Source organism: Streptomyces sp. NPDC004126 (genome assembly GCF_050275515.1).
Taxonomy (GTDB): domain Bacteria; phylum Actinomycetota; class Actinomycetes; order Streptomycetales; family Streptomycetaceae; genus Streptomyces.
The window spans coordinates 74843-100376 of the sequence record NZ_JBNNPF010000026.1 but is presented as its reverse complement, the minus strand read 5'-3'; the positions used below and the strand labels follow the sequence as shown (position 1 = coordinate 100376).

The 25534-nt window shown below is 72.1% G+C and carries 24 protein-coding genes; 14 read left to right on the top strand and 10 right to left on the bottom strand.

Features of this window, described 5'->3' with window-relative positions:
• Nucleotides 1-71 precede the first annotated feature (71 nt).
• Entirely contained in the window at nt 72-416 is a 345-nt protein-coding gene (locus tag ACQKM2_RS24065; RefSeq protein WP_427713015.1) for a DUF3817 domain-containing protein, read from the top strand.
• Nucleotides 413-709, top strand: coding sequence for an MTH1187 family thiamine-binding protein (locus tag ACQKM2_RS24060; protein ID WP_427713013.1), 297 nt, complete (start codon nt 413-415; stop codon nt 707-709). Before ACQKM2_RS24065 ends, ACQKM2_RS24060 begins: the two co-directional genes overlap by 4 nt.
• 5 nt (nt 710-714) lie before the next feature.
• On the opposite strand, the gene ACQKM2_RS24055 is transcribed toward ACQKM2_RS24060, so the two are convergent.
• Complete coding sequence (locus ACQKM2_RS24055; protein WP_427713012.1) at nt 715-1167, bottom strand: hypothetical protein; 453 nt, start codon at nt 1165-1167, stop codon at nt 715-717.
• Between the two features lie 29 nt (nt 1168-1196).
• Complete coding sequence (locus ACQKM2_RS24050) at nt 1197-1523, bottom strand: hypothetical protein (RefSeq protein WP_427713010.1); 327 nt, start codon at nt 1521-1523, stop codon at nt 1197-1199.
• A 251-nt stretch (nt 1524-1774) separates the two neighbouring features.
• Here ACQKM2_RS24050 and ACQKM2_RS24045 point away from each other — a divergent pair, with 251 nt between their 5' ends.
• The 3 genes from ACQKM2_RS24045 to ACQKM2_RS24035 are packed head-to-tail and all read left to right on the top strand — an operon-like array spanning nt 1775 to nt 3788.
• Complete coding sequence (locus ACQKM2_RS24045; RefSeq protein WP_427713008.1) at nt 1775-2473, top strand: hypothetical protein; 699 nt, start codon at nt 1775-1777, stop codon at nt 2471-2473.
• Nucleotides 2470-3150, top strand: a complete 681-nt coding sequence (locus ACQKM2_RS24040; RefSeq protein ID WP_427713007.1) for a DUF4166 domain-containing protein — start codon at nt 2470-2472, stop codon at nt 3148-3150. Before ACQKM2_RS24045 ends, ACQKM2_RS24040 begins: the two co-directional genes overlap by 4 nt.
• Nucleotides 3147-3788, top strand: a complete 642-nt coding sequence (locus tag ACQKM2_RS24035) for a TetR/AcrR family transcriptional regulator (protein WP_427713005.1) — start codon at nt 3147-3149, stop codon at nt 3786-3788. The genes ACQKM2_RS24040 and ACQKM2_RS24035 overlap by 4 nt, the downstream gene beginning before the upstream one ends.
• 62 nt (nt 3789-3850) lie before the next feature.
• Here the strand turns inward: ACQKM2_RS24035 and ACQKM2_RS24030 are convergent, their stop codons facing one another.
• Entirely contained in the window at nt 3851-4849 is a 999-nt protein-coding gene (locus ACQKM2_RS24030; protein ID WP_427713002.1) for a DUF5937 family protein, read from the bottom strand.
• A gap of 76 nt (nt 4850-4925) precedes the next feature.
• On the opposite strand from ACQKM2_RS24030, the gene ACQKM2_RS24025 reads away from it, so the two are divergent.
• From ACQKM2_RS24025 to ACQKM2_RS24010, 4 genes are all read left to right on the top strand, one after another.
• Nucleotides 4926-6167 carry an MFS transporter gene (locus ACQKM2_RS24025; RefSeq protein WP_427713000.1) on the top strand — a complete coding sequence of 414 codons (1242 nt, stop codon included), beginning with the start codon at nt 4926-4928 and terminating at the stop codon, nt 6165-6167.
• 21 nt (nt 6168-6188) lie between these two features.
• Nucleotides 6189-6698, top strand: coding sequence for a MarR family winged helix-turn-helix transcriptional regulator (locus tag ACQKM2_RS24020; RefSeq protein WP_427712997.1), 510 nt, complete (start codon nt 6189-6191; stop codon nt 6696-6698).
• A 69-nt stretch (nt 6699-6767) separates the two neighbouring features.
• A complete protein-coding gene (locus tag ACQKM2_RS24015; protein ID WP_125816181.1) occupies nt 6768-7097 on the top strand; it encodes a DUF3817 domain-containing protein in 330 nt (109 codons plus the stop codon).
• A 97-nt stretch (nt 7098-7194) separates the two neighbouring features.
• Entirely contained in the window at nt 7195-8895 is a 1701-nt protein-coding gene (locus ACQKM2_RS24010; protein ID WP_427712993.1) for an acyl-CoA mutase large subunit family protein, read from the top strand.
• 88 nt (nt 8896-8983) lie between these two features.
• Here the strand turns inward: ACQKM2_RS24010 and ACQKM2_RS24005 are convergent, their stop codons facing one another.
• Entirely contained in the window at nt 8984-9622 is a 639-nt protein-coding gene (locus ACQKM2_RS24005) for a TetR/AcrR family transcriptional regulator (protein ID WP_427712991.1), read from the bottom strand.
• A 237-nt stretch (nt 9623-9859) separates the two neighbouring features.
• Here ACQKM2_RS24005 and ACQKM2_RS24000 point away from each other — a divergent pair, with 237 nt between their 5' ends.
• The 4 genes from ACQKM2_RS24000 to ACQKM2_RS23985 all read left to right on the top strand — a co-directional run bounded on the left by ACQKM2_RS24000 (nt 9860) and on the right by ACQKM2_RS23985 (nt 14027).
• Nucleotides 9860-10852, top strand: a complete 993-nt coding sequence (locus tag ACQKM2_RS24000) for a tetratricopeptide repeat protein (protein WP_427712989.1) — start codon at nt 9860-9862, stop codon at nt 10850-10852.
• Between the two features lie 586 nt (nt 10853-11438).
• The gene (locus ACQKM2_RS23995; protein ID WP_007266639.1) at nt 11439-12086 is read left to right on the top strand and encodes a DUF6230 family protein; all 648 of its coding nucleotides are present in this window, start codon (nt 11439-11441) and stop codon (nt 12084-12086) included.
• 107 nt (nt 12087-12193) lie between these two features.
• Entirely contained in the window at nt 12194-12745 is a 552-nt protein-coding gene (locus tag ACQKM2_RS23990) for a DUF6114 domain-containing protein (RefSeq protein ID WP_427712986.1), read from the top strand.
• Entirely contained in the window at nt 12735-14027 is a 1293-nt protein-coding gene (locus tag ACQKM2_RS23985) for a hypothetical protein (RefSeq protein WP_427712983.1), read from the top strand. Before ACQKM2_RS23990 ends, ACQKM2_RS23985 begins: the two co-directional genes overlap by 11 nt.
• Before the next feature lie 63 nt (nt 14028-14090).
• On the opposite strand, the gene ACQKM2_RS23980 is transcribed toward ACQKM2_RS23985, so the two are convergent.
• The 5 genes from ACQKM2_RS23980 to pta all read right to left on the bottom strand — a co-directional run bounded on the left by ACQKM2_RS23980 (nt 14091) and on the right by pta (nt 23420).
• Nucleotides 14091-14471, bottom strand: a complete 381-nt coding sequence (locus ACQKM2_RS23980) for a hypothetical protein (RefSeq protein ID WP_427712980.1) — start codon at nt 14469-14471, stop codon at nt 14091-14093.
• Nucleotides 14471-18235, bottom strand: coding sequence for a hypothetical protein (locus ACQKM2_RS23975; protein ID WP_427712978.1), 3765 nt, complete (start codon nt 18233-18235; stop codon nt 14471-14473). Before ACQKM2_RS23975 ends, ACQKM2_RS23980 begins: the two co-directional genes overlap by 1 nt.
• A gap of 355 nt (nt 18236-18590) precedes the next feature.
• A complete protein-coding gene (gene pyk, locus ACQKM2_RS23970; protein WP_427712976.1) occupies nt 18591-20021 on the bottom strand; it encodes a pyruvate kinase in 1431 nt (476 codons plus the stop codon).
• A 61-nt stretch (nt 20022-20082) separates the two neighbouring features.
• Complete coding sequence (locus ACQKM2_RS23965; protein ID WP_427712973.1) at nt 20083-21297, bottom strand: acetate kinase; 1215 nt, start codon at nt 21295-21297, stop codon at nt 20083-20085.
• A gap of 35 nt (nt 21298-21332) precedes the next feature.
• Entirely contained in the window at nt 21333-23420 is a 2088-nt protein-coding gene (gene pta / locus ACQKM2_RS23960) for a phosphate acetyltransferase (RefSeq protein WP_427712971.1), read from the bottom strand.
• A 224-nt stretch (nt 23421-23644) separates the two neighbouring features.
• Between pta and ACQKM2_RS23955 the strand changes: the two genes are divergently transcribed.
• Nucleotides 23645-24670, top strand: coding sequence for an ATP-dependent 6-phosphofructokinase (locus ACQKM2_RS23955; protein WP_125816170.1), 1026 nt, complete (start codon nt 23645-23647; stop codon nt 24668-24670).
• A 119-nt stretch (nt 24671-24789) separates the two neighbouring features.
• Here the strand turns inward: ACQKM2_RS23955 and ACQKM2_RS23950 are convergent, their stop codons facing one another.
• Entirely contained in the window at nt 24790-25479 is a 690-nt protein-coding gene (locus ACQKM2_RS23950) for a helix-turn-helix domain-containing protein (protein ID WP_427712968.1), read from the bottom strand.
• Nucleotides 25480-25534 lie beyond the last annotated feature (55 nt).

The window sequence follows — 25534 nt, the reverse complement described above, 5'->3', positions numbered from 1 at the left end:
CCGCGGGAAGATCGCGGAGGGCGGCTGAGACACTGGGACGGACCCCAGGTACCCGGCCCCGAAGGTTCCACGTGGACATCAAGACCGCTTCCGCCCTGCACCGGCTGCGCCTCATCTCCGTTCCGGAGGCGCTGTCGTTCCCGGCCCTGCTGATCTTCGGCTCGCTGCTGAGCCGGGTATCGGACATCGACTACCTCATGATGCCGCTGGGGATCCTGCACGGGATCCTGTTCGTCATCTACGCGGTCTTCCTGCTGGACGTCTGGAACAAGGCGAAGTGGCCGGTGAAGAAGGTCGCCCTGTTCTTCGTCCTCGCGCTGCTGCCCTTCGGCGGCCTGTACGGCGACAAGCTGCTCAAGCGCGACGAGACCGACAGCGTCATCGCCGCCCGCGCGCGCCAGGCGGCGGACGCGTGATCGTCGCGTTCTCGGTGACCCCGCTGGGGGTCGGCGAAGAGGTCGGCGAGTACGTGGCCGACGCGGTCCGAGTCGTGCGCGAGTCCGGGCTGCCGAACCGCACCGACGCCATGTTCACCACCGTCGAGGGCGAGTGGGACGAGGTCATGGACGTGGTGCGGCGCGCGGTGGCCGCCGTCGAGGAGCGGGCGCCCCGGGTCTCCTTCATCCTCAAGGCCGACATCCGGCCCGGCGTCACCGACGGCATCACCTCGAAGGTCGAGACGGTGGAGCGGCACCTGACCGAGGGCTGACACGCTCACACGGCGTGGACGTGCACATCCGGCGGATTCAGCACCGCGAGATAAGCGGCGATGTCCTCCGGATCACTGGTGAAGATCACTGCACTGCCGTGCTTCGTGGCGGCCAGGGCGACGCAGGCATCCACCGCGTCGGGCCTTTTCTTCGTCGGGAGTCGGGCTTGGCCCAGGACGGTGCCGATTCGGTGCCAGTCGGCCAGGTCGAAGCCCGTCGCGCAGGCGATGCACTCAGGCCGGCCCGCCCTGGTTTCGCGCATCGGCGGCGCCGAGCTGCGCGCCCGCGGCACCGTGCAGTCCCTGAGGGCGCTGCCCAGCGCGTGCACGAGTGCCGGATTCGGGCGCCATACCTGGGCCAGCACCGGCCCGAGGACCACCGCCCGGTGAGGGGTGGCCTTCAGTGCCTCGTGCAGGCGGGCCGGCTTGGCCTTGCGGTCCGCCAGGGCGATCAGCATCCCCGTGTCGTAGACGGGGACCCGCACGTTCACGCGGCCTCTCCGGGGCGGGCGCCGGATCGGTCCGGCCCGTAGACGAGGTCGAGGGCGGATTCGACCTCCCGTCGCTCCTGCTCGGTCAACTCGCCGACCGGCGCGACGGCCTCCGAAGGGAGGCCTGCGGCCTCGGCCTCGGCCGCTGCGATGATGGCGTCCACGCTCGCGAACTGATCCTCTATGGCCTCGGTCTCGGCCATCTGCCGCGTCGCCGCGTGCACGAGGTACGCGGAGACATCCAGGCCCGCCCGTTCGGCATGCCGCTTGATGCGGTCGGCCTGGTGCTCCTCAAGGCTGATGCTGATCCTGGTCTTGGCCACACGTGGAGTGTATGACGCGTATTACGCCTGGCCAAGTGCGATGTGCGGCGCGCGGTGACCGCCGTCGAAACGTTTCCGAAAAGCGCTCCCCGCCCGTCGGCGGGGGGCGCTTTTCGCGTGCCCGGGGCCCGTCCGGATGTGGCGGGGCTCACAGTTGAGCGGTCGCTCAAGTCGTTGAGCGACCGCTCAAAATCGTCTAGCTTTCGTTTTGAGCGACCGCTCAAAACGGTGATGGGGGAGGTGGTGGCGGAATGGGCCTGTACGTCGAGACGGTGATCCGCACCGGGATGGACGAGCTCTGGGAGCGCAGCCAGGACCCGGCCCAGCACCAGCGGTGGGACCTGAGGTTCACCTCCATCGACTACCTGCCGCGCGCCGAGGGCGAGCCCCAGCGCTTCCGGTACGCGACCCGCGTCCTGCCCTTCCTCTCCGTCGCCGGCACCGGGATCTCCGCCGGCGAACGGCACCGCCCCGACGGCACCCGCGTCTCGGCCCTGCGCTTCGCCTCGGACCATCCGCTGTCCCTCCTCGCCGTGGGCAGCGGCTACTGGAGCTACGTCCCCGGCCCCGACGGGATCCGCTTCCTCACCGGCTACGACTACCGGCCGCGCTGGGGCCGCTTCGGCGCCCTCGCCGACCGGCTGGTGTTCCGTCCCCTCATGGGCTGGGGCACCGCCTGGTCCTTCGACCGGCTGCGGCTGTGGTGCGAACGCGGCACCCCGCCCGGCCGGGCCCTCGCCCGGGCCCTCGCCGAGACCGCCCTGCGGGTGCTGCTCTGCGCCGCCGTCCTCGCCTGCGCCCCGCTCGCCGCCGCCCTGCCCGTCCTCGCCGCCGCGCTGCTGCTGCCGCCGCTGCCCGGCACCCCGGCCGCCCGCCGCTGCCTGCGCACGCCGCCCGGCCGCACCACCGCAACCGCCCCCAGCCTGCTGACCACCCTGGAGCCGTCGTGACCTCCATCTTCCGGGCCCACATGGGCGCCGACTTCGACCGTCTGCACCCGCAGATCCAGCGCCGCTTCTCCGTCGGCCTGGACAGCGGCGAGGGCTGCGTCGGGCGGGGCACCATGGAGCGGATCTGGCACGGCCGCAGCTTCGTGAAGCCGTTCCTCCGGCTCGGCGGGACCCGCAACATCCTGGTCCCGCGCGAAGGGCGGAACGTCCCCTTCGTCATCGAGAACCTCCCCTACACCGACTCCTTCGGGCGGGAGACCGTCACCTTCGTACGGACCTTCCTGCTGCCGGACGGGCCGCGCCGGTTCGACGCCACGATGGTCCACAGCCCCGAACGCGACTGCGTCCTCGACTACCTGGGCACCCACCAGCACCTCGCCAGCGACCTGCACATGAGCGCCGAACCCGACGGCTCGCTGCTCATCCGCTCCGGCGAGCACCGCTTCCGCGAGGGCCCCGTCGACGTCCGCGTGCCCGAGCTGATCGGCGGCGACGCGGAGGTGCGCGAGTCCTTCGACGACGCCACCGGCCGGTTCCGGATCCGGGTACGGGTGGTCAACCGCCGCTTCGGCCCGCTCTTCGGGTACGAGGGCTCCTTCACCGCCGAGTACGTCGACGCCCGCGCGCACGGCGTCCGCGGCGACCTGCGGCCCGTCCGCGAGGAGGTCCGGGCGTGAGCGCGGGCAGTGCGGCCACGAAGGAGAAGCTCCTCGAAGGGGCCCTGCGCACGCTGGTCGAACAGGGCATCGCCAAGGCCTCGGCCCGGACCATCGCGGCCACCGCCGGGGTGGGACAGGGGCTGATCTTCTACCACTTCGGCTCGGTGGACGAGCTGCTCGCCGCCGCCTGCCGGTACGGGGCCGAACAGCGGGTCGACCGGTACCGCGACCGGCTCGCCGCCCTCGGCAGCCTGCCCGAGCTGCTGGAGTTCGCCCGCGAGATGCACGCCGAGGAGCGGGCCGCCGGGTACGTCGCCATGCTCGGGCAGCTCCTCGCCGCCGGGCAGAACTCGCCCTCGCTGGCGGCGGCGACCGCCGCCGGGCTGGGGCTGTGGATCGAGGAGCTGGAGGCGGTGCTGGGGCGGCTGCTGGCGGCGACCCCGCTGGCCGGCTTCGCCGATCCGGCGGGGCTGGCCCGGGCCACGGCCGCGTCGTTCGTCGGCATCGAGCTGTACGAGGGGGTGGACCCGGAGGGTGCCGGGCGGGCGCTGGACGCGCTGGAGCAACTGGCCGCGCTGGCCGGCGTCCTGGAGGGCCTCGGCCCGCTCACGCAGCGGGCCGTCCGCCACGGCCTCCGGCGGGGAACCCGGGGCTGACCCCCGCCGCCCGGCGCAGCGGCACCCCGGGACCCGGGACGGCCGCGGCACCGCCCCCCGGATCAGCCGGCGGAGCCCGCGGCGAGGGCGATGCCCAGCGGGGTGCGCTCGTACAGGACCTGGTGGCCCCGGCGGAACGGGAGGAGGAGGCCCGCCGCCCGGAGGGCCTTCAGGTGGGCCGACACCGTCGAGGGGGCCAGCCCCAGCCGGTGCGCGAGCGCCGTGGTCGAGGCGGGCTCGTGCAGCGCGCACAGCACCTCCGCCCGGCCCCGCCCCAGCAGCCCCGCCAGCGCCCGCGGCGCCGGACCGGCCGCGGCCGTCCACAGCCCGCCGATGCCCCGGGCCGGGTACACCAGCGCCGGCTGCCAGGGCGGGTCGAACCCGCCGACCACCTCCGGCCAGACGAACGCGCTCGGTATCAGCAGCAGCCCATGCCCGCCGAGTTCGCGGTCGTGGTGGGAGGGGCGCTCGATCGTCAGGGTCTGCTCCTGCCCGCACCACCGCAGGTCCGGGTGGAGCCCGTCGAGGAGAGCCTGGAGCCCGCCCGCCGCCAGCCGGCGGGAGTGGAACAGCACGTCCGCCTCCAGCAGGGCCCGCAGCCGGGTCCAGTGCGGGGCGATCAGCAGCTCCCACGCCCGCTCGTACAGATCGGCCAGCTCCCCGACCGCCCGCGCGGGGTCCGCCAGCATCCGCCGCCCGATGTCGCCGTCCACCGCCCCCGGGGTGCAGACCAGCGACCGCCGCAGGTCCTCGCGGGCGGCCTCCGGATCGCCGGCCGCCGCCCGCACCCGGGCCAGCTCCTCCCCGAAGGTGACCTCCGGACCGGTCGGGGCGGGGCTCAGCAGGTCCGGGTTGTGCCCCTTCCTCGGCATCAGCAGCCACAGCGGACGCAGGTCCAGGCCGGCCGCGGCGGACCGGACCCGGCTCAGCCAGGGCAGGTGGTACGCCTGCCGGTGCGGGCGCAGCAGGACCCGTACGGCCTCCTGCGTCTCCCAGAGCGGGGAGATCGCGAACCGGCAGCGGAGCAGGTCGGCCGGCCCGAACCGGTAGTGGAACCCCACGCAGCCCCCGTCCCGGAACATTCGGACAGGGCCGAATCCCTACGGCCGCCAGCGTAGCCCCGCCAGGGTTCGGGCCATGCCCACCCACGAAGCGCGAACGACCCCCGGCCCGGGGTACCGCCCGCTGTTCCGGGTCCGCGAGTTCCGCGCCGTCTTCGCCGCGCACCTGCTGTCCCTGCTCGGCGTCGTCGTCGCCGAGATCTCCCTCACCGTCCTCGTCTACCGCGCCACCGGCTCTCCCCTGCTGAGCGCGCTCACCTTCGCCCTCGGCTTCCTGCCGTACGCCCTCGGCGGCACCCTGCTCGCCCCGCTCGCCGACCGCTACCCCGCCCGGCGGGTGCTCGTCGGGTGCGACCTGCTGTGCGCCGCCTGCGCGGCCGGCATGGTCTGGCCGGGGACGCCGGTCGCGGGGATCCTCGTCCTGCGCTGCGCCATGGCCTTCGTGGCCCCCCTCTTCCAGGGCGCCCGCAGCGCATCCCTCACCGACCTCCTCGGGACCGGCGAGGCCTTCGTGCTCGGCCGCTCGCTGCTGCGGATGGTCGCGCAGAGCGCCCAGCTCGCCGGGTTCGGCCTCGGCGGCCTGCTGCTGGCCGCGCTCTCCCCGCGCGCGGCCCTCGCGCTGACCACCGCAGGGTTCCTGGCCTCCGCACTGCTGCTGCGCCTGGGGACCCGGGCCCGGCCCGCCCGCGCCGCCGCGGGGTCCGGTGCCGTGCGGGAGTCCCCGGCGGCCGGGCTGCGGGCCGTCCTCGGCGGGCGCCGGCTGCGGGCGCTCACCCTGCTGTGCTGGCTGCCGCCCGCCTTCGCCGTCGTGCCGGAGGCGCTGCTGGCCCCGTACACCGAGGACGTCGGCGCGGGGACCGTCACCCTCGGGGTGCTGATGTGCGCGCTGCCCGTCGGCACCGTCGCGGGTGAACTCTGGGCGGGGTCGGCGCTCACCGCCCGAACGCGTTCGCGGATCACGGCGCCGCTGGCCGCCGTCTCCCTGCTCCCGCTCCTGCTGTTCGCCGTCCGCCCCGGCCCGGCCGTGGTCCTCGCGGCGCTGCTGCTCGCCGGGCTGGCGCACGCCTACACCCTCGGGCTGGACCGGATGTACGTGGACGCCGTCCCCGACGAGCTGCGCGGACGGGCGATGACCCTGCTGAGCACGGGCCTGATGACCCTCCAGGGGGTCGGCATGGCCCTCGCCGGTGCCGCCGCCGAGTTCCTCCCGGCACACGTCGTGGTCGCCGGGTCGGGTGCGCTCGGCAGCGGGGTCGTCGTACTGCTCCTGGCCGAAGTGCGGCGGTCGAGGAATGAGACGGGGCTCGCGGTGAAATGACCGCCCGGTAGGGTCTGGTGGATGCCCAAGCCGCTCAGCCTCCCCTTCGACCCCATCGCCCGCGCCGACGAGCTCTGGCGTCAGCGCTGGGGTCCCGTGCCGTCCATGGCGGCGATCACCTCCATCATGCGCGCGCACCAGATCCTGCTGGCCGGGGTCGACGCGGTGGTGAAGCCGTACGGGCTGACCTTCGCCCGGTACGAGGCGCTCGTGCTGCTCACCTTCTCCCAGGCGGGCGAGCTGCCGATGTCGAAGATCGGCGAGCGGCTGATGGTCCACCCGACCTCGGTGACGAACACCGTGGACCGGCTCGTGAGGTCCGGGCTGGTCGACAAGCGGCCCAACCCGCAGGACGGCCGCGGCACGCTCGCCTCGATCACGGCGAAGGGCCGCGAGGTGGTCGAGGCGGCGACGAAGGACCTGATGGCGGTCGATTTCGGCCTCGGGGTGTACGACTCGGAGGAGTGCGCGGAGATCTTCGCGCTGCTGCGCCCGCTGCGGGTGGCCGCCGAGGACTTCGAGGAGAAGTGAGCGCGCGACCGCGCCCCGCGGGCGGGGCCGCGTCAAGATCGCGCAAAACGGACGGTTAGGCTCGACGGCATGAAACGAAGCGTGCTGACCCGCTACCGCGTCATGGCCTACGTGACCGCGGTCATGCTCCTGATCCTCTGTGCCTGCATGGTGGCGAAGTACGGCTTCGACACCGGGGCCGGCCTGACCCTCGCGGTCTCGCAGGTCCACGGCGTGCTCTTCATGATCTACCTGGTCTTCGCCTTCGACCTGGGCTCCAAGGCCAAGTGGCCGTTCGGCAAGCTGCTGTGGGTGCTGGTCTCGGGGACCATCCCGCTGGCCGCCTTCTTCGTCGAGCGCGGCATCCGCGCCGAGATCGAGCCGCTGGTCACCGACGGCATGGCGACCGCCAAGGCCTGAGCCGCGCTCGGGTCCGACCGGATCCGGACACCCCCGGGGAGACTCTCCGGGGGTTTGCCATCGACATTTACTAGGACGTCCTAGTAAATTCGTGGGTATGGACGCTGACGCCATCGAGGAGGGCCGCCGCCGCTGGCAGGCCCGTTACGACAAGGCCCGCAAGCGCGAGGCCGATTTCACGACGCTCTCCGGAGATGACGTCGACCCCGTCTACGGGCCCCGCCCCGGCGACTCCTACGAGGGGTTCGAGCGCATCGGCTGGCCGGGGGAGTACCCCTTCACCCGAGGTCTGCACGCCACCGGCTACCGCGGCCGGACCTGGACCATCCGGCAGTTCGCCGGCTTCGGCAACGCCGAGCAGACCAACGAGCGCTACAAGATGATCCTGGCCGCCGGCGGCGGCGGCCTCTCCGTCGCCTTCGACATGCCCACCCTGATGGGCCGCGACTCCGACGACGCGCGCTCGCTCGGCGAGGTCGGCCACTGCGGCGTGGCCATCGACTCCGCCGCCGACATGGAGGTCCTCTTCAAGGACATCCCGCTCGGCGACGTCACCACCTCCATGACCATCAGCGGCCCCGCCGTGCCCGCCTTCTGCATGTACCTGGTCGCCGCCGAGCGCCAGGGCGTCGACCCGGCCGTGCTCAACGGCACGCTCCAGACCGACATCTTCAAGGAGTACATCGCCCAGAAGGAGTGGCTCTTCGAACCCGAGCCGCACCTGCGCCTCATCGGCGACCTCATGGAGTACTGCGCGAACGGCATCCCCGCCTACAAGCCGCTCTCCGTCTCCGGCTACCACATCCGCGAGGCCGGGGCGACGGCCGCGCAGGAGCTCGCCTACACCCTGGCCGACGGCTTCGGCTACGTGGAACTCGGCCTTTCCCGCGGCCTGGACGTCGACCACTTCGCGTCCGGCCTCTCCTTCTTCTTCGACGCCCACCTCGACTTCTTCGAGGAGATCGCCAAGTTCCGCGCCGCCCGCCGCATCTGGGCCCGCTGGATGAAGGAGGTCTACGGGGCGAAGTCCGACAAGGCCATGTGGCTGCGCTTCCACACCCAGACCGCCGGCGTCTCCCTCACCGCGCAGCAGCCGTACAACAACGTCGTGCGCACCGCGGTCGAGGCCCTCGCGGCCGTCCTCGGCGGCACCAACTCCCTGCACACCAACGCCCTCGACGAGACCCTCGCCCTCCCCAGCGAGCAGGCCGCCGAGATCGCGCTGCGCACGCAGCAGGTGCTGATGGAGGAGACCGGCGTCGCCAACGTCGCCGACCCGCTGGGCGGTTCCTGGTACGTCGAGCAGCTCACCGACCGCATCGAGGCCGACGCCGAGAAGATCTTCGACCAGATCAAGGAGCGCGGCCTGCGCGCCCACCCGGACGGCCGGCACCCCATCGGGCCGATCACCTCCGGCATCCTGCGCGGCATCGAGGACGGCTGGTTCACCGGCGAGATCGCCGAGTCGGCCTTCCAGTACCAGCGCTCCCTGGAGAAGGGCGACAAGCGGGTCGTCGGCGTCAACGTCCACCACGGCTCCGTCACCGGCGACCTGGAGATCCTCCGCGTCAGCCACGAGGTGGAGCGCGAGCAGGTCCGCGCCCTGGCCGCCCGCAAGGAGCGCCGCGACGACGCCAAGGTGACGGCCTCGCTGAAGGCGATGCTGGACGCCGCCCGGGACGGGTCGAACATGATCCCGGCCATGCTGGACGCGGTGCGCGCCGAGGCCACGCTCGGCGAGATCTGCAACGTCCTGCGCGACGAGTGGGGCGTCTACACGGAGCCGCCCGGCTTCTAGGCAGGGGTCCCTCCCGCGGAATCCGGTGGAAGGCCGGTCGTGCCCGCCCCGCGGCGGCGGGCACGGCCGGCCTTCCCCGTTCCGCCGCTCAGGCCCGGGCCGCGCCCTGGAGGCCGTGCATCAGGAGGGCGGTGAAGGCCCCCGCCCACAGTTCGTCCACGGGCTCGCAGCTCACCAGGGCCCGGTGCACCACCGTGCCCGCGATCACGTCGAAGATCAGGTCCGTGGTGTGGCGGGCCAGGCCCTCGTCCTCCTCGGGCGGGAGTTCGCCCCGGGCCTGGGCCCGTTCGCGGCCCAGTACGACGAGACGTTTCTGCCGGTCCACGATCGCCGACCGGATCCGGTCCCGCAGCGCCTCGTCGCGGGTGGACTCCGCGACCACGGCCATCAGGGCCGTACGGGCCTCCGGGCGCCGCAGCAGCCGCGCGAACTGGAGCACCACGTCCTCGATGTCGGCTTCGAGCGAGCCCCGGTCCGGCAGCTCCAGCTCGTCGAACAGCTCCGCGACGGCGTCCACGACCAGCTCGTTCTTGCCCGCCCAGCGCCGGTAAAGGGTGGTCTTGGCGACCCCCGCGCGGGCCGAGACGTCCCCCATCGTCAGCTTCGACCAGCCCAGCTCCACCAGCGCGTCCCGGGTCGCCGCGAGGATCGCGGTGTCGGCGGCCGCGCTGCGGGGGCGGCCGGTACGGCCGTGCGGGGGGCTGACACCGGGGCTGGGGTTGCGCATGGCCGAGACCATACCCGTCGGTAGCGGAACCGGCGGGGGCCTGTTCGCTGTGGTTCAGATCACGGGGCGCGCGGGCCCCGGGGGAGTTACGCTACGGCTCGTAGCGTAAGAGCGACAACCACGCGAAGCTACTGGCGCCAGGTGGGGACCCGGCGCCGACCAGCGAATGAAGAACAACGCAGGACGATCTTTCGGGATCCTTTTCGTCGGCGCGCGCACAAGGGGGAGGATGTACGCATGCAGCCCAGAAACATGTCCATGAGCGGCGTGGTCGACCTCGCCGCTGTGAAGGCGGCCGGCGAAGCCAAGGCCAAGGCCGAGCAGGCGCGCAACGAGGCGGCCCGGCAGCCCGGCGGCGGCGCGGGCAGCGCGCCCGGCGGCGCCGTACCGCCGTCGGCCCTCGTCATCGACGTATCCGAGGCGGGCTTCGAGCGCGACGTGCTCCAGCTCTCCAACGAGGTTCCGGTCGTCCTCGACTTCTGGGCCGAGTGGTGCGAGCCGTGCAAGCAGCTCGGTCCGCTGCTGGAGCGCCTCGCCGTCGAGGCCGACGGCCGTTTCGTACTGGCGAAGATCGACGTCGACGCCAACCAGATGCTGATGCAGCAGTTCGGCATCCAGGGCATCCCGGCCGTGTTCGCCGTGGTCGCCGGCCAGGTGCTGCCGCTGTTCCAGGGCGTCGCGCCCGAGCAGCAGATCCGCGAGACCCTGGCCCAGCTGGTCCAGGTCGCCGAGGAGCGCTTCGGGCTCATCGGCCTCCAGGTCGACCCCGGCGCCGAGGGCGCCCCGGCGGCCCCCGCCGCGGCCCCGGCCGGTCCGTACGACGCGCTGCTGGAGGCGGCCGTCTCCGCGCTGGACGCGGGTGACCTGGCCGGTGCGGCGCAGGCGTACAAGAACGTACTGGCCGACGACCCGGCGAACACCGAGGCGAAGCTGGGCCTGGCCCAGGCCGATCTGCTGTCCCGGGTGCAGCACATGAACCCGCAGACGGTGCGCGCCGAGGCGGCCGCGAACCCGAAGGACCCGGCCGCGCAGATGGCCGCGGCCGACCTGGACCTCGCGGGCGGGCACGTGGCCGATGCCTTCGGGCGTCTGGTGGATACGGTCCGGGTGACGTTCGGTGACGACCGGGACGCGGTGCGGGTCCGGCTGCTGGAGCTGTTCGAGGTGATCGGCGCGGACGACCCGCGGGTCTCCCAGGCCCGTACGGCACTGGCGCGCGTGCTGTTCTAGCCGTGCTCCGGTGGCGTGTGCCGCCACCGGCGATTTGTTGACACGGAGATAAACAGCGGCCGCGCTTTGCCAAAACTTGGCAATCGCGGCCGCTGTTACTCGCAGTAAATCGAACCCCGTGAACTGTCCGGTTGGTTCGCTCTTCGCCCCTTCTGTCGTGGCCCAGGGTGACACCCTGTGTGGCCGCGCGACGGCACTGGGCCAGACTCCGGTTATCCAGCCGTTACCCGCCAGTAACGAACCCCCTTGTGCCCCGGCCTGGAATGGACCACGATCGGCGACGCTCGGTCCTTCCCGCAGAACCGCTCACCCGGAACCGCGGCGGAGGGTCCCCACCGGGCCGGCCGGTGGCAGTGGCACCGGCCGTGGACAGGGGGGTCTCTGCCACACCGGCAGGGCCTGTCCTCCAGGTTGCGCGAACGCGTGGCCCAGTGGTTGTCGCTCGGGGGTGAACGCCGGTGTATCGGACGCGGCTGCGCCGCGGCTCGGCCGCCTGCGCTCCTTCCCGAGGACGTAGCACTTCTCCCATCCCAGGACGGGCCTCCCGGCCCGGACCGGAGATGTACGTCCGAGAAGGAGGAACAAGATGATTTCCCAGGTTCGTGGCGGGACCAGATGGAAGCGCTTCGCGCTCGTCATGGTGCCGAGCATCGCGGCCACCGCCGCGGTCGGTGTGGGTCTGGCGCAGGGTGCCCTCGCGGCGTCCTTCAGCGTTTCGGGCCAGGACTTCAAGGTGTCGGCCGACTCGCTCGTCGGTGACAACCTGATCCAGTACGGCAGCGTGGCCGAGGGCGCGACGCTGGGCGACCCCAACAAGAAGACCAAGCACCCGGTCACGATCTCCGGCTTCAGCCGCGCCGAGATCACCAACATGTGCCAGTCGCTGGTGACCCCGGTGCCGGGCCTCGGCGCCATCACCCTGCAGCTGCACACGGGCAACAAGGGCAAGCCGGCCGTCGCGGAGAACATCTACCTCGACGTCGCCGAGCTGGACGCGGACGCCAAGTTCGAGCAGCTCGACATCGGTGTCGCGGTGGGCGACGGCAGCCACGCCACCAAGCCGGTCCCCGGCACGGTGGCGGACGGCGGCCTCTTCTCGCAGCGGGCCAAGAAGGCCACGCTGACGAACGTCCGCCAGAAGGCGTGGGCGACGACGGCGGGTACCTTCACGCTGCCCGACCTCAAGCTCCGTCTGCTCAGCGGTGACAAGCCGTGCTACCAGGACGAGAAGTAATCCCGTCCCGTGTGTGACTGACCGGACGGGCGGGCGGCCCAGTGGCCGGGCGCCCGTCCGGGCTCCACAGAGTTCTCCGTACCACCGTTTCCAGGGAGCTGTTGTCCATGAACCCCCAGGCCCCGGTTCACGCCGCAGACGATCACTGGCTCACTGTCATGCGCCTCCGCTTCCGTGCCTGGCGTGGTAACCGCCCCTTCTGGGCCGGCCTGTTCACGCTCCTCGGCGGAGTGCCGATCATCTACTTCCCGTTCGCGGACATCCGACTGGCCAATGTCACCCTCGCGATGGCGACGACATCCGGCTCCGTCTCGCTGATCCTCGGCGGCCTGCTGATCACGCTGGGCATAGGCCTCTGGTTCCAGCAGGGCATCCGGGTCTTCGCGGGCGTCGCGGCGATCCTCCTGGCCCTGGTGTCGATCCCGAAGTCCAACCTCGGCGGCTTCTTCATCGGCTTCCTCACCGCCATGGTCGGCGGATGCCTCGCACTGGCCTGGGCGCCGGGCGTCCCGGCGGAGGACGAGCCGGAGCCGGCCGAGACGGCCGAGGTACCGCCCGCGGACCCGTTCTACGGCGTCCCCGGCCCCCGAGACACGGAAACGGCGTACGCGACCGAGACGACTGCCCACGCCGATGGCGGGAGGAACAGTGCGGGGTGACGAGACGCAGCGGGGCGCGGCCCCAGGCGCAGAGTCCCGTGAGAGAAGGGGCCCGCGCCACGCGGCGCCCAGGAAGTCGCTGCTGAACAAGATCCAGATACCCGTCGGCAAGACGATGGCGCTCGCGGCGATGCCGACGGCGGTCCTCGTCGGGATGGGCATCGCCCCGAAGATGGCGCTGGCGGACGACAAGGACATCCCCTTCGCGCCCGGCCCGTGCGTGACCCGCTCGGACGAGCCCGCGAAGTCGCCCTCGCCGACTCCGTCGACGTCCGCGTCCCCGTCGCCCTCGGCCTCCGCCTCACCCGGTGCGAGCCCCTCCCCGGGCGCGAGCAAGGCGCCGAAGCCGTCGGCGAGCCCCTCGGCCTCGGCCTCCACGTCCGCGAAGAAGCCGGAGACCCCGAAGACGGGCACCTCCCCGTCCCCGTCGGCGTCGGCCCCGTCCGCCAAGCCGGCGAACCCGCTGGACCCGCTGGGCGTGGGCGACGCCCTCAAGGGCCTCGTGGACGGCCTCGGCAAGCCCCTCCAGGACGCGAAGAAGCCGGCCACCCCGGCGCCCGCGCCCACCACGACCACGCCCGCCCCGGCCAAGGACCCCTCCGCCGACGCGATCCGCGACGCCGCGAAGAAGGCCGGGGTCAAGGTCGAGGAGCTCCCGCAGAGCGTCAAGGACACGGTCGCCAAGCCGAAGGACGAGACCGGCAAGACGGCCAAGGACGCGGAGAAGGACGGGGCGTCGCCCAGCCCTTCCCCCTCGACGTCGGCGACGACGGACCCGGACGGGAAGCAGCCCTTCCCCTGCCCGACCTTCGACGCCGAGGCCTTCGCCAACGCCAAGCTGGAGCCCGGCATCCCGCTCCTGCCGGACGAGCCCTGGTACCTGGACAGCTCGCTGCTGACCCTCTACGGCCTCGACTACGAGGGCATCGTGGAGGTGAAGACGGCGGGCGGCAAGGTCAAGAAGGTCCTGAAGTTCACGGCGGACTCGCTGGACATCAAGGACCTCTACCAGACGGTCGGAAAGGGACCCAACATCGCCCACCTCAAGTCGCGCCCGGGCTCCACGTCCACGATCCGCGGCGGCAAGGTCACGATGTACACGGAGAGCCTCAAGGGCAACCTCTTCGGCCTCATCCCGGTCGAGTTCACCCCGAAGACCCCGCCGCCCCTGAACGTCCCCTTCGCCTTCTTCACGAAGGTCAAGGTCGTCCAGGCCGGCCAGTTCGGCGGCAACCTCACCGTCCCGGGCCTGAAGAACTACATCGGCCCGGCGGAGAAGTAGTCCCGGCATTGAGAGAAGGCCTGCACCCCGAGGGGTGCAGGCCTTCTCGCGTGGCCGACGCGGCTAGGAAGCCGCGCCCGGTCCCTCCGGCGGGTCCAGGACGTCGGCCTTCGCCTGGAGTTCCTCCGCGATGTCGTCCCAGTCGGGGCCGAAGGCGAGGAGGTCGTCAGCGGCCTCGCGCAGCAGCGCCGCGTCGTCCGGGCGCTGCAGGCACGCGATCCGGTAGGCCAGGTTGCGGGCCCACGGCGGGAGGCCGATGAAGTTCTCGGCCTTCAGCGTGCGCAGCATCGAGAGGATCTCGTCCGGGCCGGCGTAGATGACCGTCTCCACGTACTCGAACTCGGCGAGGCCGAACTGTTCCAGGGGCACGCCCACGTTGTCCTCGGGGGTGACCCCGTGCCCCAGCTTCAGCAGCTCCGCCACGGTCGTTCTAGGTTCGCTCATCAGCCGGTCCGGTAGTAGGTCGAGATGGAGATGGCGTCGTCACCGAATTTGAAGATGTTTCCGGTGATCTCCATGCCATCGATGGTGACGATGATGTTCTGCAAGCCCTGCATGCTGCCACCCTTGCCCATGTGGGCCAGGGTTTCGAGGATAAGGGCCTTCTCGATGGTGTCCGGGTTCAGGTTTGTGGTGTTGAGCGCGGGGAAGGACGGCTTGCCCGTCGGGGCCTTGTGGGCCCGGTTCATGGCGTGTCCGGTGCTGATCGTCCACTTCCACCCCCCGGCGGTGACGGCGCGCTTGATCAGCGTGGGGTGGACGCCCGCGGCGCTGATGGTGCGGATGGCGCCGATTTCCACGTGCGCGCTGACCATCGCGATCGGCTTCAGACGGGCGAGCGTCTGGGCGGCTGCCGCAGTCGCACGGAAATAGCCGCCGAGCCCGACCGCCACCTTGGTCACGGCCACCGCGACCTGGGGGATCTTCAGTACGAGGGCGCCGACGAGGATGACGTTCAGGGCCGTCCACAGGCAGCTCTCCACGTCCCCGCTGGAGAAGCACTTCTTCGCGGCCGTGACGCCCAGTACGTCGAGGAGGATCTGGCCGCCGTTCTCGACCACCCAGTCGATGACGTCCTTGTTGGCCGCCTCCAGAGCGGCCTTGTACTCGTCCACGCAGGCCTGGCCGCAGGCCTTGCGCAGCGCCTCCTCCTGGGTGAGGTTCAGGTCCGCGCCGCCGTACCCGGGACCGCCGTCGTTCTTCGAGGCGGCGATCTGCGCAGCGCGCTGTTCCTCTTCCCACTTGCGGTAGGCCTCTTCGGCCCGGTCCGCCGACGCGTCGGCGTCCTTCGCGGACTGCTGGGCGTTGGCCGCGGCACCCTCCGCCGCCTTCGCGTCCGACTCGGCCTTGGTGGCCGCGCTGTTCGCGGCGTCGGAGTCCTTCTTGGCCGCGTTGGCGGAGGTACGGGCGTTGGCGGCGCTCTTCTCCGCCTCGGTGGCCTCGCTGTTGGCGGCCGCGGCCTCGCTCGCGGCGTCGCGCGAGGCGTTTCCGGCGAGGAGGACCTCGGCGCCGGCCTGGGAGTTGTACTCCGTGGCCTTGGTCTCCGCTGCCTTGGCAGCGGCCGCGGCCTTGGCCGCCGTGGCGGCGGAGGCACGCGCGGCGGCGACCGACTTCAGCGCCGCGGCGGTGTCCGCTGCGGCGGCGGCCGAGGCCTGGGCGGCGAGCTTGGCGTCACCGGAAGCCTTGTCGGCCAGCGCCTTGGCGGCAGCCGCGGCCTTGGCGGCCTCATCGGACTTCGCGGTGGCCGCAGCCGCCTGCTGCTCGGCGAGCGACTTCGCGGACTGCCCCACCAGGACCGCGAACGCGGCGGCGGAGTCGGACTCCCGGTACGGGGTGCCCGCCGCGATGGCGGTGTTGGCCGGCTTGACGGCCTCCGCGGCGGAGTCCCGGGCGGCCATGGCCGCCTGGGCGGTGGCGTAGGCGTGTCCGGCGGTGACCGCGGACCAGGCCGAGGTCTTCTCGGCCTCGTCCTGGGCCGCGGCCGCCTCCTTCTTGGCCTGGACCGAGGCGGCCTGGGCCTTCTTGGCCTCCGCCTCCGCCTTCACGGCGTTCGCGGAGGCGGCGTCCGAGGCGTCGATGGCCTCGGCGGCAGCCGCGTGGGCCGTCTGGGCGGCCGCGTAGCTGGTCCACCACTGCGAGTTCGCGTTCTCGTACGCGGCCTGCGAGCGGGCGGCGGCGCCCTCGGCCCGGGTGGCGGCGGCACGGGCCTCGACGGCGGCGGAGCCCGCCTCGTCGGCGGCGGCGCGGGCGCGGTCCGCCGCGCCCTTCGCGTCGTTGGCCGCGGTGCGGGCCTCCGTCGCGGCCTTGCGGCTGTCCCCGGCGGCGGCGGTGCCCTCGGCGGCGGCCGCGGCCGACTCCAGGGCGGCGGCGCGGGCGTCCTTGGCACGCATGTCGCGCTCCGCCTGCGCGGCCGCGTCACGGGCGAGGGCCGCCCGGATCTCGGCGCCCTCGGCGGCGTCCAGCTTGTCCCCGGCGGTCGAGCCGGCGGACTCGGCAGCGGTACGGGCCTTGGCCGCCGCCTCACGCTCGGTGGCGGCGCGCTTCTCCGCCGCCAGCGCCTTGTTCCGCTCCGCCGTGGCCTTGGCGTGCTCGGCCTTGGCGACGTCACGTTCCTGCTCGGCCTTGATCCGCTGGGTCTTGGCGTTGTCCGCGGCAGTCTTCGCCGTGTCCCGCGCCGCTTCGGCCGTGGCCTGAGCGGTCTTCGCCTTGGTGGCGTTGTCCGCGGCTTCCTTGGCCTGGGCGGCGGCCGACGTGGCGGCGGCCTTCGCCTGGGCTGCGGCCTCCTGGGCCGCGACACGGCGGAACTCCGTGTTCAGGGCGTGCGACTGGGTCTGCGCCAGGGCGTACAGGGTGTTGCTGTCCGCGACCGTCGCCTTGGCGGCGTTCGACGCCGTCTCGGCGGCCTTCGCCGCGGCCTGGGCGGCGGCGGCCGAGGCCTTGGCGACCTGGACGGACTGCTGCGCGAAGAGCAGGCCCCGGCCGCGCGGCGCCTTGGCCGCGTCGGCGAGCGCCCACGCCGCGTCCTGCGCGGTGTCGGCCTTCTCGGACGCCGTCTTGGCGGACGCGGCGGAGGCCGCCGCGATCTTCGCCTGCTCGGCGGCCTTGGTGCGGGCCGTGGTCAGGTCTTTGGTGGCCTGGGTGAACACGGACGCGGCGGGGCGGCTCGCCGCCGGCTGGCCGGCCCAGTACTTCTGCCAGGTCAGGATCTGGTCGGCGAGCCACGCCTGGCCCAGCGCCTCGATCATGGCCTCGGTGGACTCGCGCACCTCGGCCGCGGCCGCGACCTCGGCGTTCACGATGTCGGCACGCGGCTTCGCCTGGGTGGCGTACTCCTTCTCCCACTCCAGGTGCGCGGTGACGACGATCGGGGACATGACCCGGTAGAAGTCGAGCGGGTTGCGGCTGTCGCACGCGCCCCAGGCGACCTTCAGCGCCTCGACCTCCAGGCGGAACTCGGCCGAGTCCTCGGCGGGGGTCTTGGCCATGTAGCCGCCGAGCCGCAGGTAGCGGGCGATGTCGCTCGCCGTCGGCATGCGGTAGTTGGCGCTCGGCGCGTCCTTGAGCATGCCGTTGGTGACGAAGTCGTGGTTCTCGTCCTTGCCCTTGAGCTCGGCGGCGAGAGCCTTGGCCTTGTCGAGGGCGGCCTTCGAGGGCACTGCGTGGGCGTCGGAGCCCAGCTGGTTGTACAGGTCCCGCTGGGGGCCCAGGGTGAAGGCGACGACGTCCTTGTCGAACTTGGGGGCGTACTGGTCGACGCCCGCGCCCGTGCCGGATTTCCAGTACGGGTAGTTGGCCTTCTCCCAGCGCTCCCGCCGCTCGGCCGAGGCCACCGGGGAGCCCTCGTACGAGTCGCGGTCCTTGATCCGGGCCTGGTCCAGCGGGTACATGCCCGTGGCCAGGTCGGTCGCGGTGGCCAGGTCGGCGGCGGGACCGGTGAGGGCCTTTGCCGCCGTCTTCTTCATCTCCGGCCCGCCGATGTGCAGCGCGAAGCCGGCCGCGCAGCGGTCGAGGCGGGCCTGCTCGCCGAGGCTGATCGGGCGGTAGGGCGGGTCGGTGTCCGGGGGGACCTCGACCGCGCCGGCGGGGGCGGCCTGGATCAGGCCGACGAGGACGGCGGAGGCGGTGAGCAGGGCGGTGCCTGCCAGTCCGCGCCGCAGGGCGTCGCGGGAAGCGCGACTCCTGCCCCGCAGGAGGGTGGTTCTTTGCACGTGCTTGGTGCCTGTCTTCAGGGGTTTTGGTCAGCCCGAAGGAAGGCGCGCGTACGTACGGTCGTGCCGCCGCGGCATGCGGCGGCGGCACGGTGGAGCAGAAAAATGGTCGGTCCCCCATGTGCACGGGTCAGGTGCACAACCCCGTTCGCCTTCCCCCAAGGCGGTTTCGAGCCTTTCACGATCGGGTTACCGCCGGTAGTGTGTTTTCGGCCACACCAGCTGGGTTTCGGCCGAAACTACCGACCAGTAGCCGCGGGCGACCGAAAACACCGAGGGCGGCACCCCGGATCGGTCTCCGGGGTGCCGCCCTCGGTCTCTGTGCGGCAGAGTCAGGCAGTCATGCGGTCCGCCGTCAGGCGGGGGTGCCGCCGCCCAGGTGGTGGACGCGGACCATGTTGGTCGTGCCCGGGACGCCGGGGGGCGAGCCGGCCGTGATGATCATGGTGTCGCCCGGGTTGAAGCGCTGCAGCTTCAGGACCTCGGCGTCCACCAGGTCGACCATCGCGTCGGTGCTGTCGGCGTGCGGGACGACGGCCGACTCGACGCCCCAGCTCAGGGTGAGCTGGTTGCGGGTGTTCACGTCCGTCGTGAACGCCAGGATCGGCTGCGTGGCGCGGTAGCGCGACAGGCGGCGGGCGGTGTCGCCGGACTGGGTGAAGGCGACCAGGGCCTTGCCGTCGAGGAAGTCCGCGATCTCGCAGGCCGCGCGGGCGACGGAGCCGCCCTGGGTGCGCGGCTTCTTGCCCTGGACCAGGGGCTGGAGGCCCTTGGAGAGCAGCTCCTCCTCGGCCGCCGTGACGATCTTCGACATCGTCTTGACGGTCTCGATCGGGTAGGCGCCCACCGAGGACTCGGCGGACAGCATGACCGCGTCGGCGCCGTCGAGGATGGCGTTGGCGACGTCGGACGCCTCCGCGCGGGTCGGGCGGGAGTTGGTGATCATCGACTCCATCATCTGGGTCGCGACGATCACCGGCTTGGCGTTGCGGCGGCACATCTCGATGAGCCGCTTCTGGACCATCGGGACCTTTTCGAGCGGGTACTCGACGGCCAGGTCGCCGCGGGCCACCATGACCGCGTCGAAGGCCGCGACGACGGCCTCCATGTTCTCGACGGCCTGGGGCTTCTCCACCTTGGCGATGACGGGGACCCGGCGGCCCTCCTCGTCCATGACGCGGTGGACGTCCTTGACGTCGTTGGCGTCGCGGACGAAGGACAGGGCGACCATGTCGCAGCCCATGCGGAGGGCGAAGCGCAGGTCGTCGACGTCCTTCTCCGACAGGGCGGGGACGTTCACGGCCGCGCCGGGCAGGTTGATGCCCTTGTGGTCGGAGATGACACCGCCCTCGATGACGATGGTCCTGACCCGCGGGCCGTCGACCTCGGTCACCCGGAGCTCGACGTTGCCGTCGTTGATCAGGACCTGGTCACCCTTGGCGACGTCGCCCGGGAGGCCCTTGTAGGTGGTGCCGCAGATGGACTTGTCGCCCGGGACGTCCTCGGTGGTGATGGTGAACTCGTCACCGCGCACCAGCTCGACGGGACCCTCGGCGAAGGTCTCGAGGCGGATCTTGGGGCCCTGGAGGTCGGCGAGGACGCCGACCGCGCGCCCGGTGTCCTCGGAGACCTTCCGGACGCGGTCGTACCGCTCCTGGTGTTCTGCCTGGGATCCGTGGCTGAAGTTGAATCGGGCCACGTTCATACCTGCCTCGATGAGCGCTTTCAGCTGCTCATACGAGTCGACGGCGGGGCCCAGCGTGCAGACGATTTTGGAACGGCGCATGACCGGATCCTATCCGTTTGTTTCGTAGCGGAATATTCCGTCTGGCGGAAAGTCCAAGTGACTACTGGGTAACCAACGCGTACGCCTGGGAGGCGATCTCCAGCTCCTCGTCCGTGGGGACCACCGCCACCGCCACCCGCGCGTAGTCCGGGGAGATCAGCCGGGGCTCCGGGGAGCGCGCGGCGTTCGCCTCCAGGTCGAGGGCGAGGCCGAGCTCCTCCAGGCCGGCGATCGCGGCCTCCCGCACGGCGGAGGCGTTCTCGCCGACGCCCGCCGTGAACACCACCGCGTCCACCCGTCCCAGGACCGCCGTGTACGCGCCGATGTACTTCTTCAGACGGTGGACGTACGCCGCCAGCGCGAGCCGGGCCGCCTCGTCGCCCTCGCCCGCGCGCCGAGTCACCTCGCGCATGTCGTTGTCGCCGCACAGACCCAGCAGACCGCTCTTCTTGTTGAGCAGCGAGTCGATCTCGTCGACGGAAAGCCCGCCCACCCGCGCCAGGTGGAAGATCACCGCCGGGTCCAGGTCGCCCGAGCGGGTCCCCATGACCAGGCCCTCCAGCGGGGTCAGGCCCATGGAGGTCTCCACGCAGACCCCGCCCCGCACGGCCGAGGCGGAGGCGCCGTTGCCCAGGTGCAGGACGATGACGTTCACGTCCTCCACCGGCCTGCCGAGCAGCGCCGCCGCCGCGCGCGAGACGTAGGCGTGGGAGGTGCCGTGGAAGCCGTACCGCCGGATGGCGTACTTGTCGGCGGTCGCCGCGTCGATCGCGTACCGCGCCACGTGCTCCGGCATCGTCGAGTGGAAGGCGGTGTCGAACACGGCCACCTGCGGCAGGTCCCCGCGCAGCTCGCGCGCCACCTCGATGCCGGTCACGTTCGCCGGGTTGTGCAGCGGGGCCAGCGGGATCAGGCTGCGGATCTCCGCGAGCACCTCGTCGTCGATGACCGTCGGCTGCGTGAACCGCGTTCCGCCGTGCACCACCCGGTGGCCCACGGCCGCCAGCTCGGGGGAGTCCAGGCCCAGGCCGTCGGCCGCCAGCTCCGCCGCGACCGCCCGCAGGGCGGCCCCGTGGTCGGCGATCGGGCCGACCCGCTCGCGCCTGCCGCCCTCGGCGCCCGCCCCGGTGAGCGGCTCGTGCACGAGGCGGGAGGTCTCCTCGCCGATCCGCTCCACCAGGCCGGCGGCGAGGCGGGAGCGGTCGGCCATGTCGAGCAGCTGGTACTTCACGGACGAGGAACCGGAGTTGAGGACGAGTACGCGCGTTGCGGTCACGGTGGGGGGTCTTTCCTTCGGGTGCGGTGGGGGGATCACTGGGCCTGGGGGCGGGACTGCGACTGCGCCTGGATCGCGGTGATCGCCACGGTGGTCACGATGTCCTGGACCAGCGCGCCGCGCGACAGGTCGTTGACCGGCTTGCGCAGGCCCTGGAGCACCGGGCCGACCGCGACGGCGCCGGCCGAACGCTGCACCGCCTTGTACGTGTTGTTGCCCGTGTTCAGGTCCGGGAAGATCAGCACGCTCGCCCGGCCGGCCACCTCGGAGCCGGGCAGCTTGGTCGCGGCGACCGAGGGCTCCACGGCGGCGTCGTACTGGATCGGGCCCTCGATGAGCAGGTCGGGGCGCTGCTCGCGGACGGCCTCGGTGGCCTTGCGGACCTTCTCCACGTCCGCGCCGGAACCGGAGGTGCCCGTGGAGTACGAGAGCATCGCGATCCGAGGATCGACGCCGAAGGCGGCGGCGGTGGCCGCCGACTGCACGGCGATGTCGGCCAGCTGGGCGGCGTCGGGGTCCGGGTTGACGGCACAGTCGCCGTAGACGAGGACCTGGTCGGCCAGGCACATGAAGAAGACGGAGGAGACGATCGAGGCCTCGGGCTTGGTCTTGATGATCTCGAAGGCGGGGCGGATGGTGGCGGCGGTGGAGTGCACCGAGCCGGAGACCATGCCGTCGGCCAGGCCCTCCTGGACCATCAGGGTGCCGAAGTAGTTGACGTCGGTGACCACGTCGTGGGCCAGCTCGACGGTCATGCCCTTGTGCGCGCGGGCCTTGGCGTAGTACTCGGCGAATCGTTCCCGCAGGGGGGAGGTCGCCGGGTCGATCAGCTGCGCGGCCGAGATGTCGACGCCCAGGTCGCCGGCCTTCTTCAGGATGGCCTGCTCCTCGCCCAGCAGGGTCAGGTCGCACACCCCCCGGCGCAGCACCACGTCCGCGGCGCGCAGCACGCGCTCCTCGGTGCCCTCGGGCAGCACCACACGGCGCCGCTCGGAGCGGGCCCGCTCCAGCAGCTCGTGCTCGAACATCATCGGGGTGACGCGCTCGGAGCGGGCCACCGACAGCAGCCCGCGCAGTTCGGCGGTGTCCACGTGCCGCTCGAAGAGGCCGAGCGCGGTCTCCAGCTTGCGCGGGGTCGCGGAGTTCAACCGGCTCTGCAGCGAGAAGAGTTCGGCGGCGGTCGGGAAGCTGTTGCCGGCGACCGAGACCACCGGGGTGCCGGGGGCGAGCTTCGAGGCCAGGGTGAGGACGTCCGCGGACGGGCGCTCGTTCAGGGTCAGCAGCACGCCCGCGATCGGCGGGGTGCCCGAGGCGTGCGCGGCGAGCGCCCCCACCACCAGGTCGGCCCGGTCCCCGGGGGTGACGACGAGGCAGCCGGGGGTCAGGGCGTTCAGGAAGTTGGGCAGCATGGCGCCGCCGAAGACGAAGTCCACGGCGTCGCGGGCGAGCCCGGCGTCGTCGCCGAGGAGCACCTCGCCGCCGAGCGCCCGGGTGATCTGGGCGACGGTCGGGGCGGAGAGGTTCTTGTCGTCGGGCAGGACGTAGCAGGGCGCGGGGAGGCGGGCGGCGAGCCGCTCGGCTATGGTGTCGCGGTCCTCGGGGGCCACCCGGTTGACGACCATCGCCACGACGTGGCAGCCCAGGCTCTCGTAGGCCCGGTAGGCGCTCTGGGCCTCGGCGCGCACGGCCTCGGCGGGCTGCTTGGTGCCGCCGACGACGGGGACGACGACCGCGCCCAGCTCATTGGCGAGGCGGGCGTTCAGCGCGAGCTCGTCGGGCAGGTTGGTCTCGGCGTAGTCGGTGCCGAGCACCAGCATGACCTCGTAGTTCCGGGCCACCCGGTGGTAGCGGTCGACGAGCCGGGAGACCAGCTCGTCGGTGCCCTTCTCGGCGAGGATGGCGGAGGCCTCGTGGTACTCCATCCCGTACGCCGTCGCGGCGTCCTGGTCGAGCCGGTAGCGGGCCCGCAGCAGGTCGAAGAGCCGGTCCGGCCCGTCGTGCAGCAGGGGGCGGTACACGCCGACCCGGCCCGTCTGGCGGGTCAGGAGCTCCATGATGCCCAGCTCGACGACCTGCCGGCCGTCTCCCCGCTCGATACCGGTCACGTACACGCTGCGCGTCACGCGTGCTCTCCGTCCCATGCAGTGGATCTCTGATTGGTGTGCCTCGACCTCTTGACAATACCTCCGGCAATGGATAGGGCGCCCCTGGGAAAAAGTCCGGGCCGAAGGGACGAAAGGCCTGGTGGGTGGAGCGGTGCCGAGCGCGCACCCCTCCCGGAACATGGAACAATCGGACAGGCGTCATCAAATACGCCCTTCATATGTACGGCAGGAGACACAGCACGATGCGTATCGGAGTTCTCACCGCAGGCGGCGACTGCCCGGGCCTGAACGCTGTCATCCGGTCGGTCGTACACCGTGCCCTGGTCGGACACGGGGACGAGGTCATCGGCTTCGAGGACGGCTTCAAGGGCCTCCTCGACGGCCACTACCGCCCCCTCGACATCAACGCCGTCAGCGGCATCCTGGCCCGCGGCGGCACGATCCTCGGCTCGGCGCGCATGGAGCGCGCGCGGCTGCACGAAGCCGCCGAGAACGCCCACGAACTGGCGCGGCGCTACGGCATCGACGCGCTGATCCCGATCGGCGGCGAGGGCACCCTGACGGCCGCCCGGATGCTCGCGGACGCGGGGATGCCGGTGGTCGGCGTACCGAAGACCATCGACAACGACATCTCCTCCACCGACCGGACCTTCGGCTTCGACACCGCCGTCACGGTCGCGACCGAGGCCATCGACCGCCTCAAGACCACCGCCGAGTCCCACCAGCGCGTGATGGTGGTCGAGGTCATGGGCCGTCACGCGGGCTGGATCGCCCTGGAGTCCGGCATGGCCGGCGGCGCCCACGGCATCTGCCTGCCCGAACGCCCCTTCGAGGTGGACGCCCTGGTGAAGATGGTGGAGGAGCGCTTCGCCCGCGGGAAGAAGTTCGCCGTGGTCTGCGTCGCCGAGGGCGCGCACCCGGCCGCCGGCTCCATGCCGTACGAGAAGGGCGCCATCGACCAGTACGGCCACGAGCGCTTCGCCGGCATCGGCAACCGGCTGGCCATCGAACTGGAGCACCGCCTCGGCAAGGAGGCCCGCCCGGTCATCCTGGGCCACGTCCAGCGCGGCGGCGTCCCCACCGCCTACGACCGCGTCCTCGCCACGCGCTTCGGGTGGCACGCCGTCGAGGCCGTGCACCGCGGGGAGTTCGGCAAGATGACCGCCCTGCGCGGCACCGACATCGTGATGGCCCCGCTGGCCGAGGCCGTCACCGAGCTCAAGACCGTCCCCGAGCACCGGATGTACGAGGCCGAGTCCGTCTTCTGAGCGGCCGAACGGCCCGCCCGGCCGGGACCGGAGTCCCCGGTTTCCCGCCGAACGGCCCCGGCGCGCCTCCCCCGGGAAGCGCCCGGGGCCGCCGCGCGTCCGGTGCGGCACCCCGTGCGTCAGGCGCCGCCGGCCAGGGCCCAGAACCGGTCCGTGATCTCCGCGAGGAACTCCCGCCCCGCGTCGCCGGTACCGGCCGCGCCCTCGGCGCCGCCCCAGCCGAGGGTGGCCACCATCCGCGACTGGTAGTCGTTGTAGAGGTGCTCCAGGACCCGCTCCAGGTGGGCCTTGGGTATCGGCAGCAGCTTGGCCAGCGGCTTCACGTAGCCCTGCCAGCGGGTGGTCGCCGCGCTGCGCAGCAGGTCGGCGAGCTCCTCGTGCTTGCCGGTGGCCGTCACGAACTGCGCCAGGCTCAGGCCGAGCACCGAGGCGAGGGCGGCGGACTGGCGTTCGTTGCCCTTCCAGCGCCCGCTCTCCTCCATCTTGCGGTACGCGTTCCCCTCGACCCCGATCCGGCGGGCCAGGTCCTCGGGGTCCAGGCCACGGGCGATGCGGTGCTCCCGCAGGCTGACGGGCTCGGCCAGCAGCTCCCCGGGGGAGCACCAGAGCACGCCGGCCAGGGCCGTGAGCTCGGCGGAGGTGGGCGACTGCTCGCCCCGCTCCCAGGCCATCACGGTCTCTGGTGCGACGAGCAGTCCGTACTGGGCCCGCAGGCCGTAGGCGACGTGACCGGGCGCCATGCCCAGGGCCGCGCGGATGCGGCGCGCGGCGGGGGCATTGAAAGGTGGGCTGGAGTGCACAGGGCACACGGTAGAAGTGGCCAACCTTCGCCGACTACAGACTATTCAAACAAGCCCATAACTC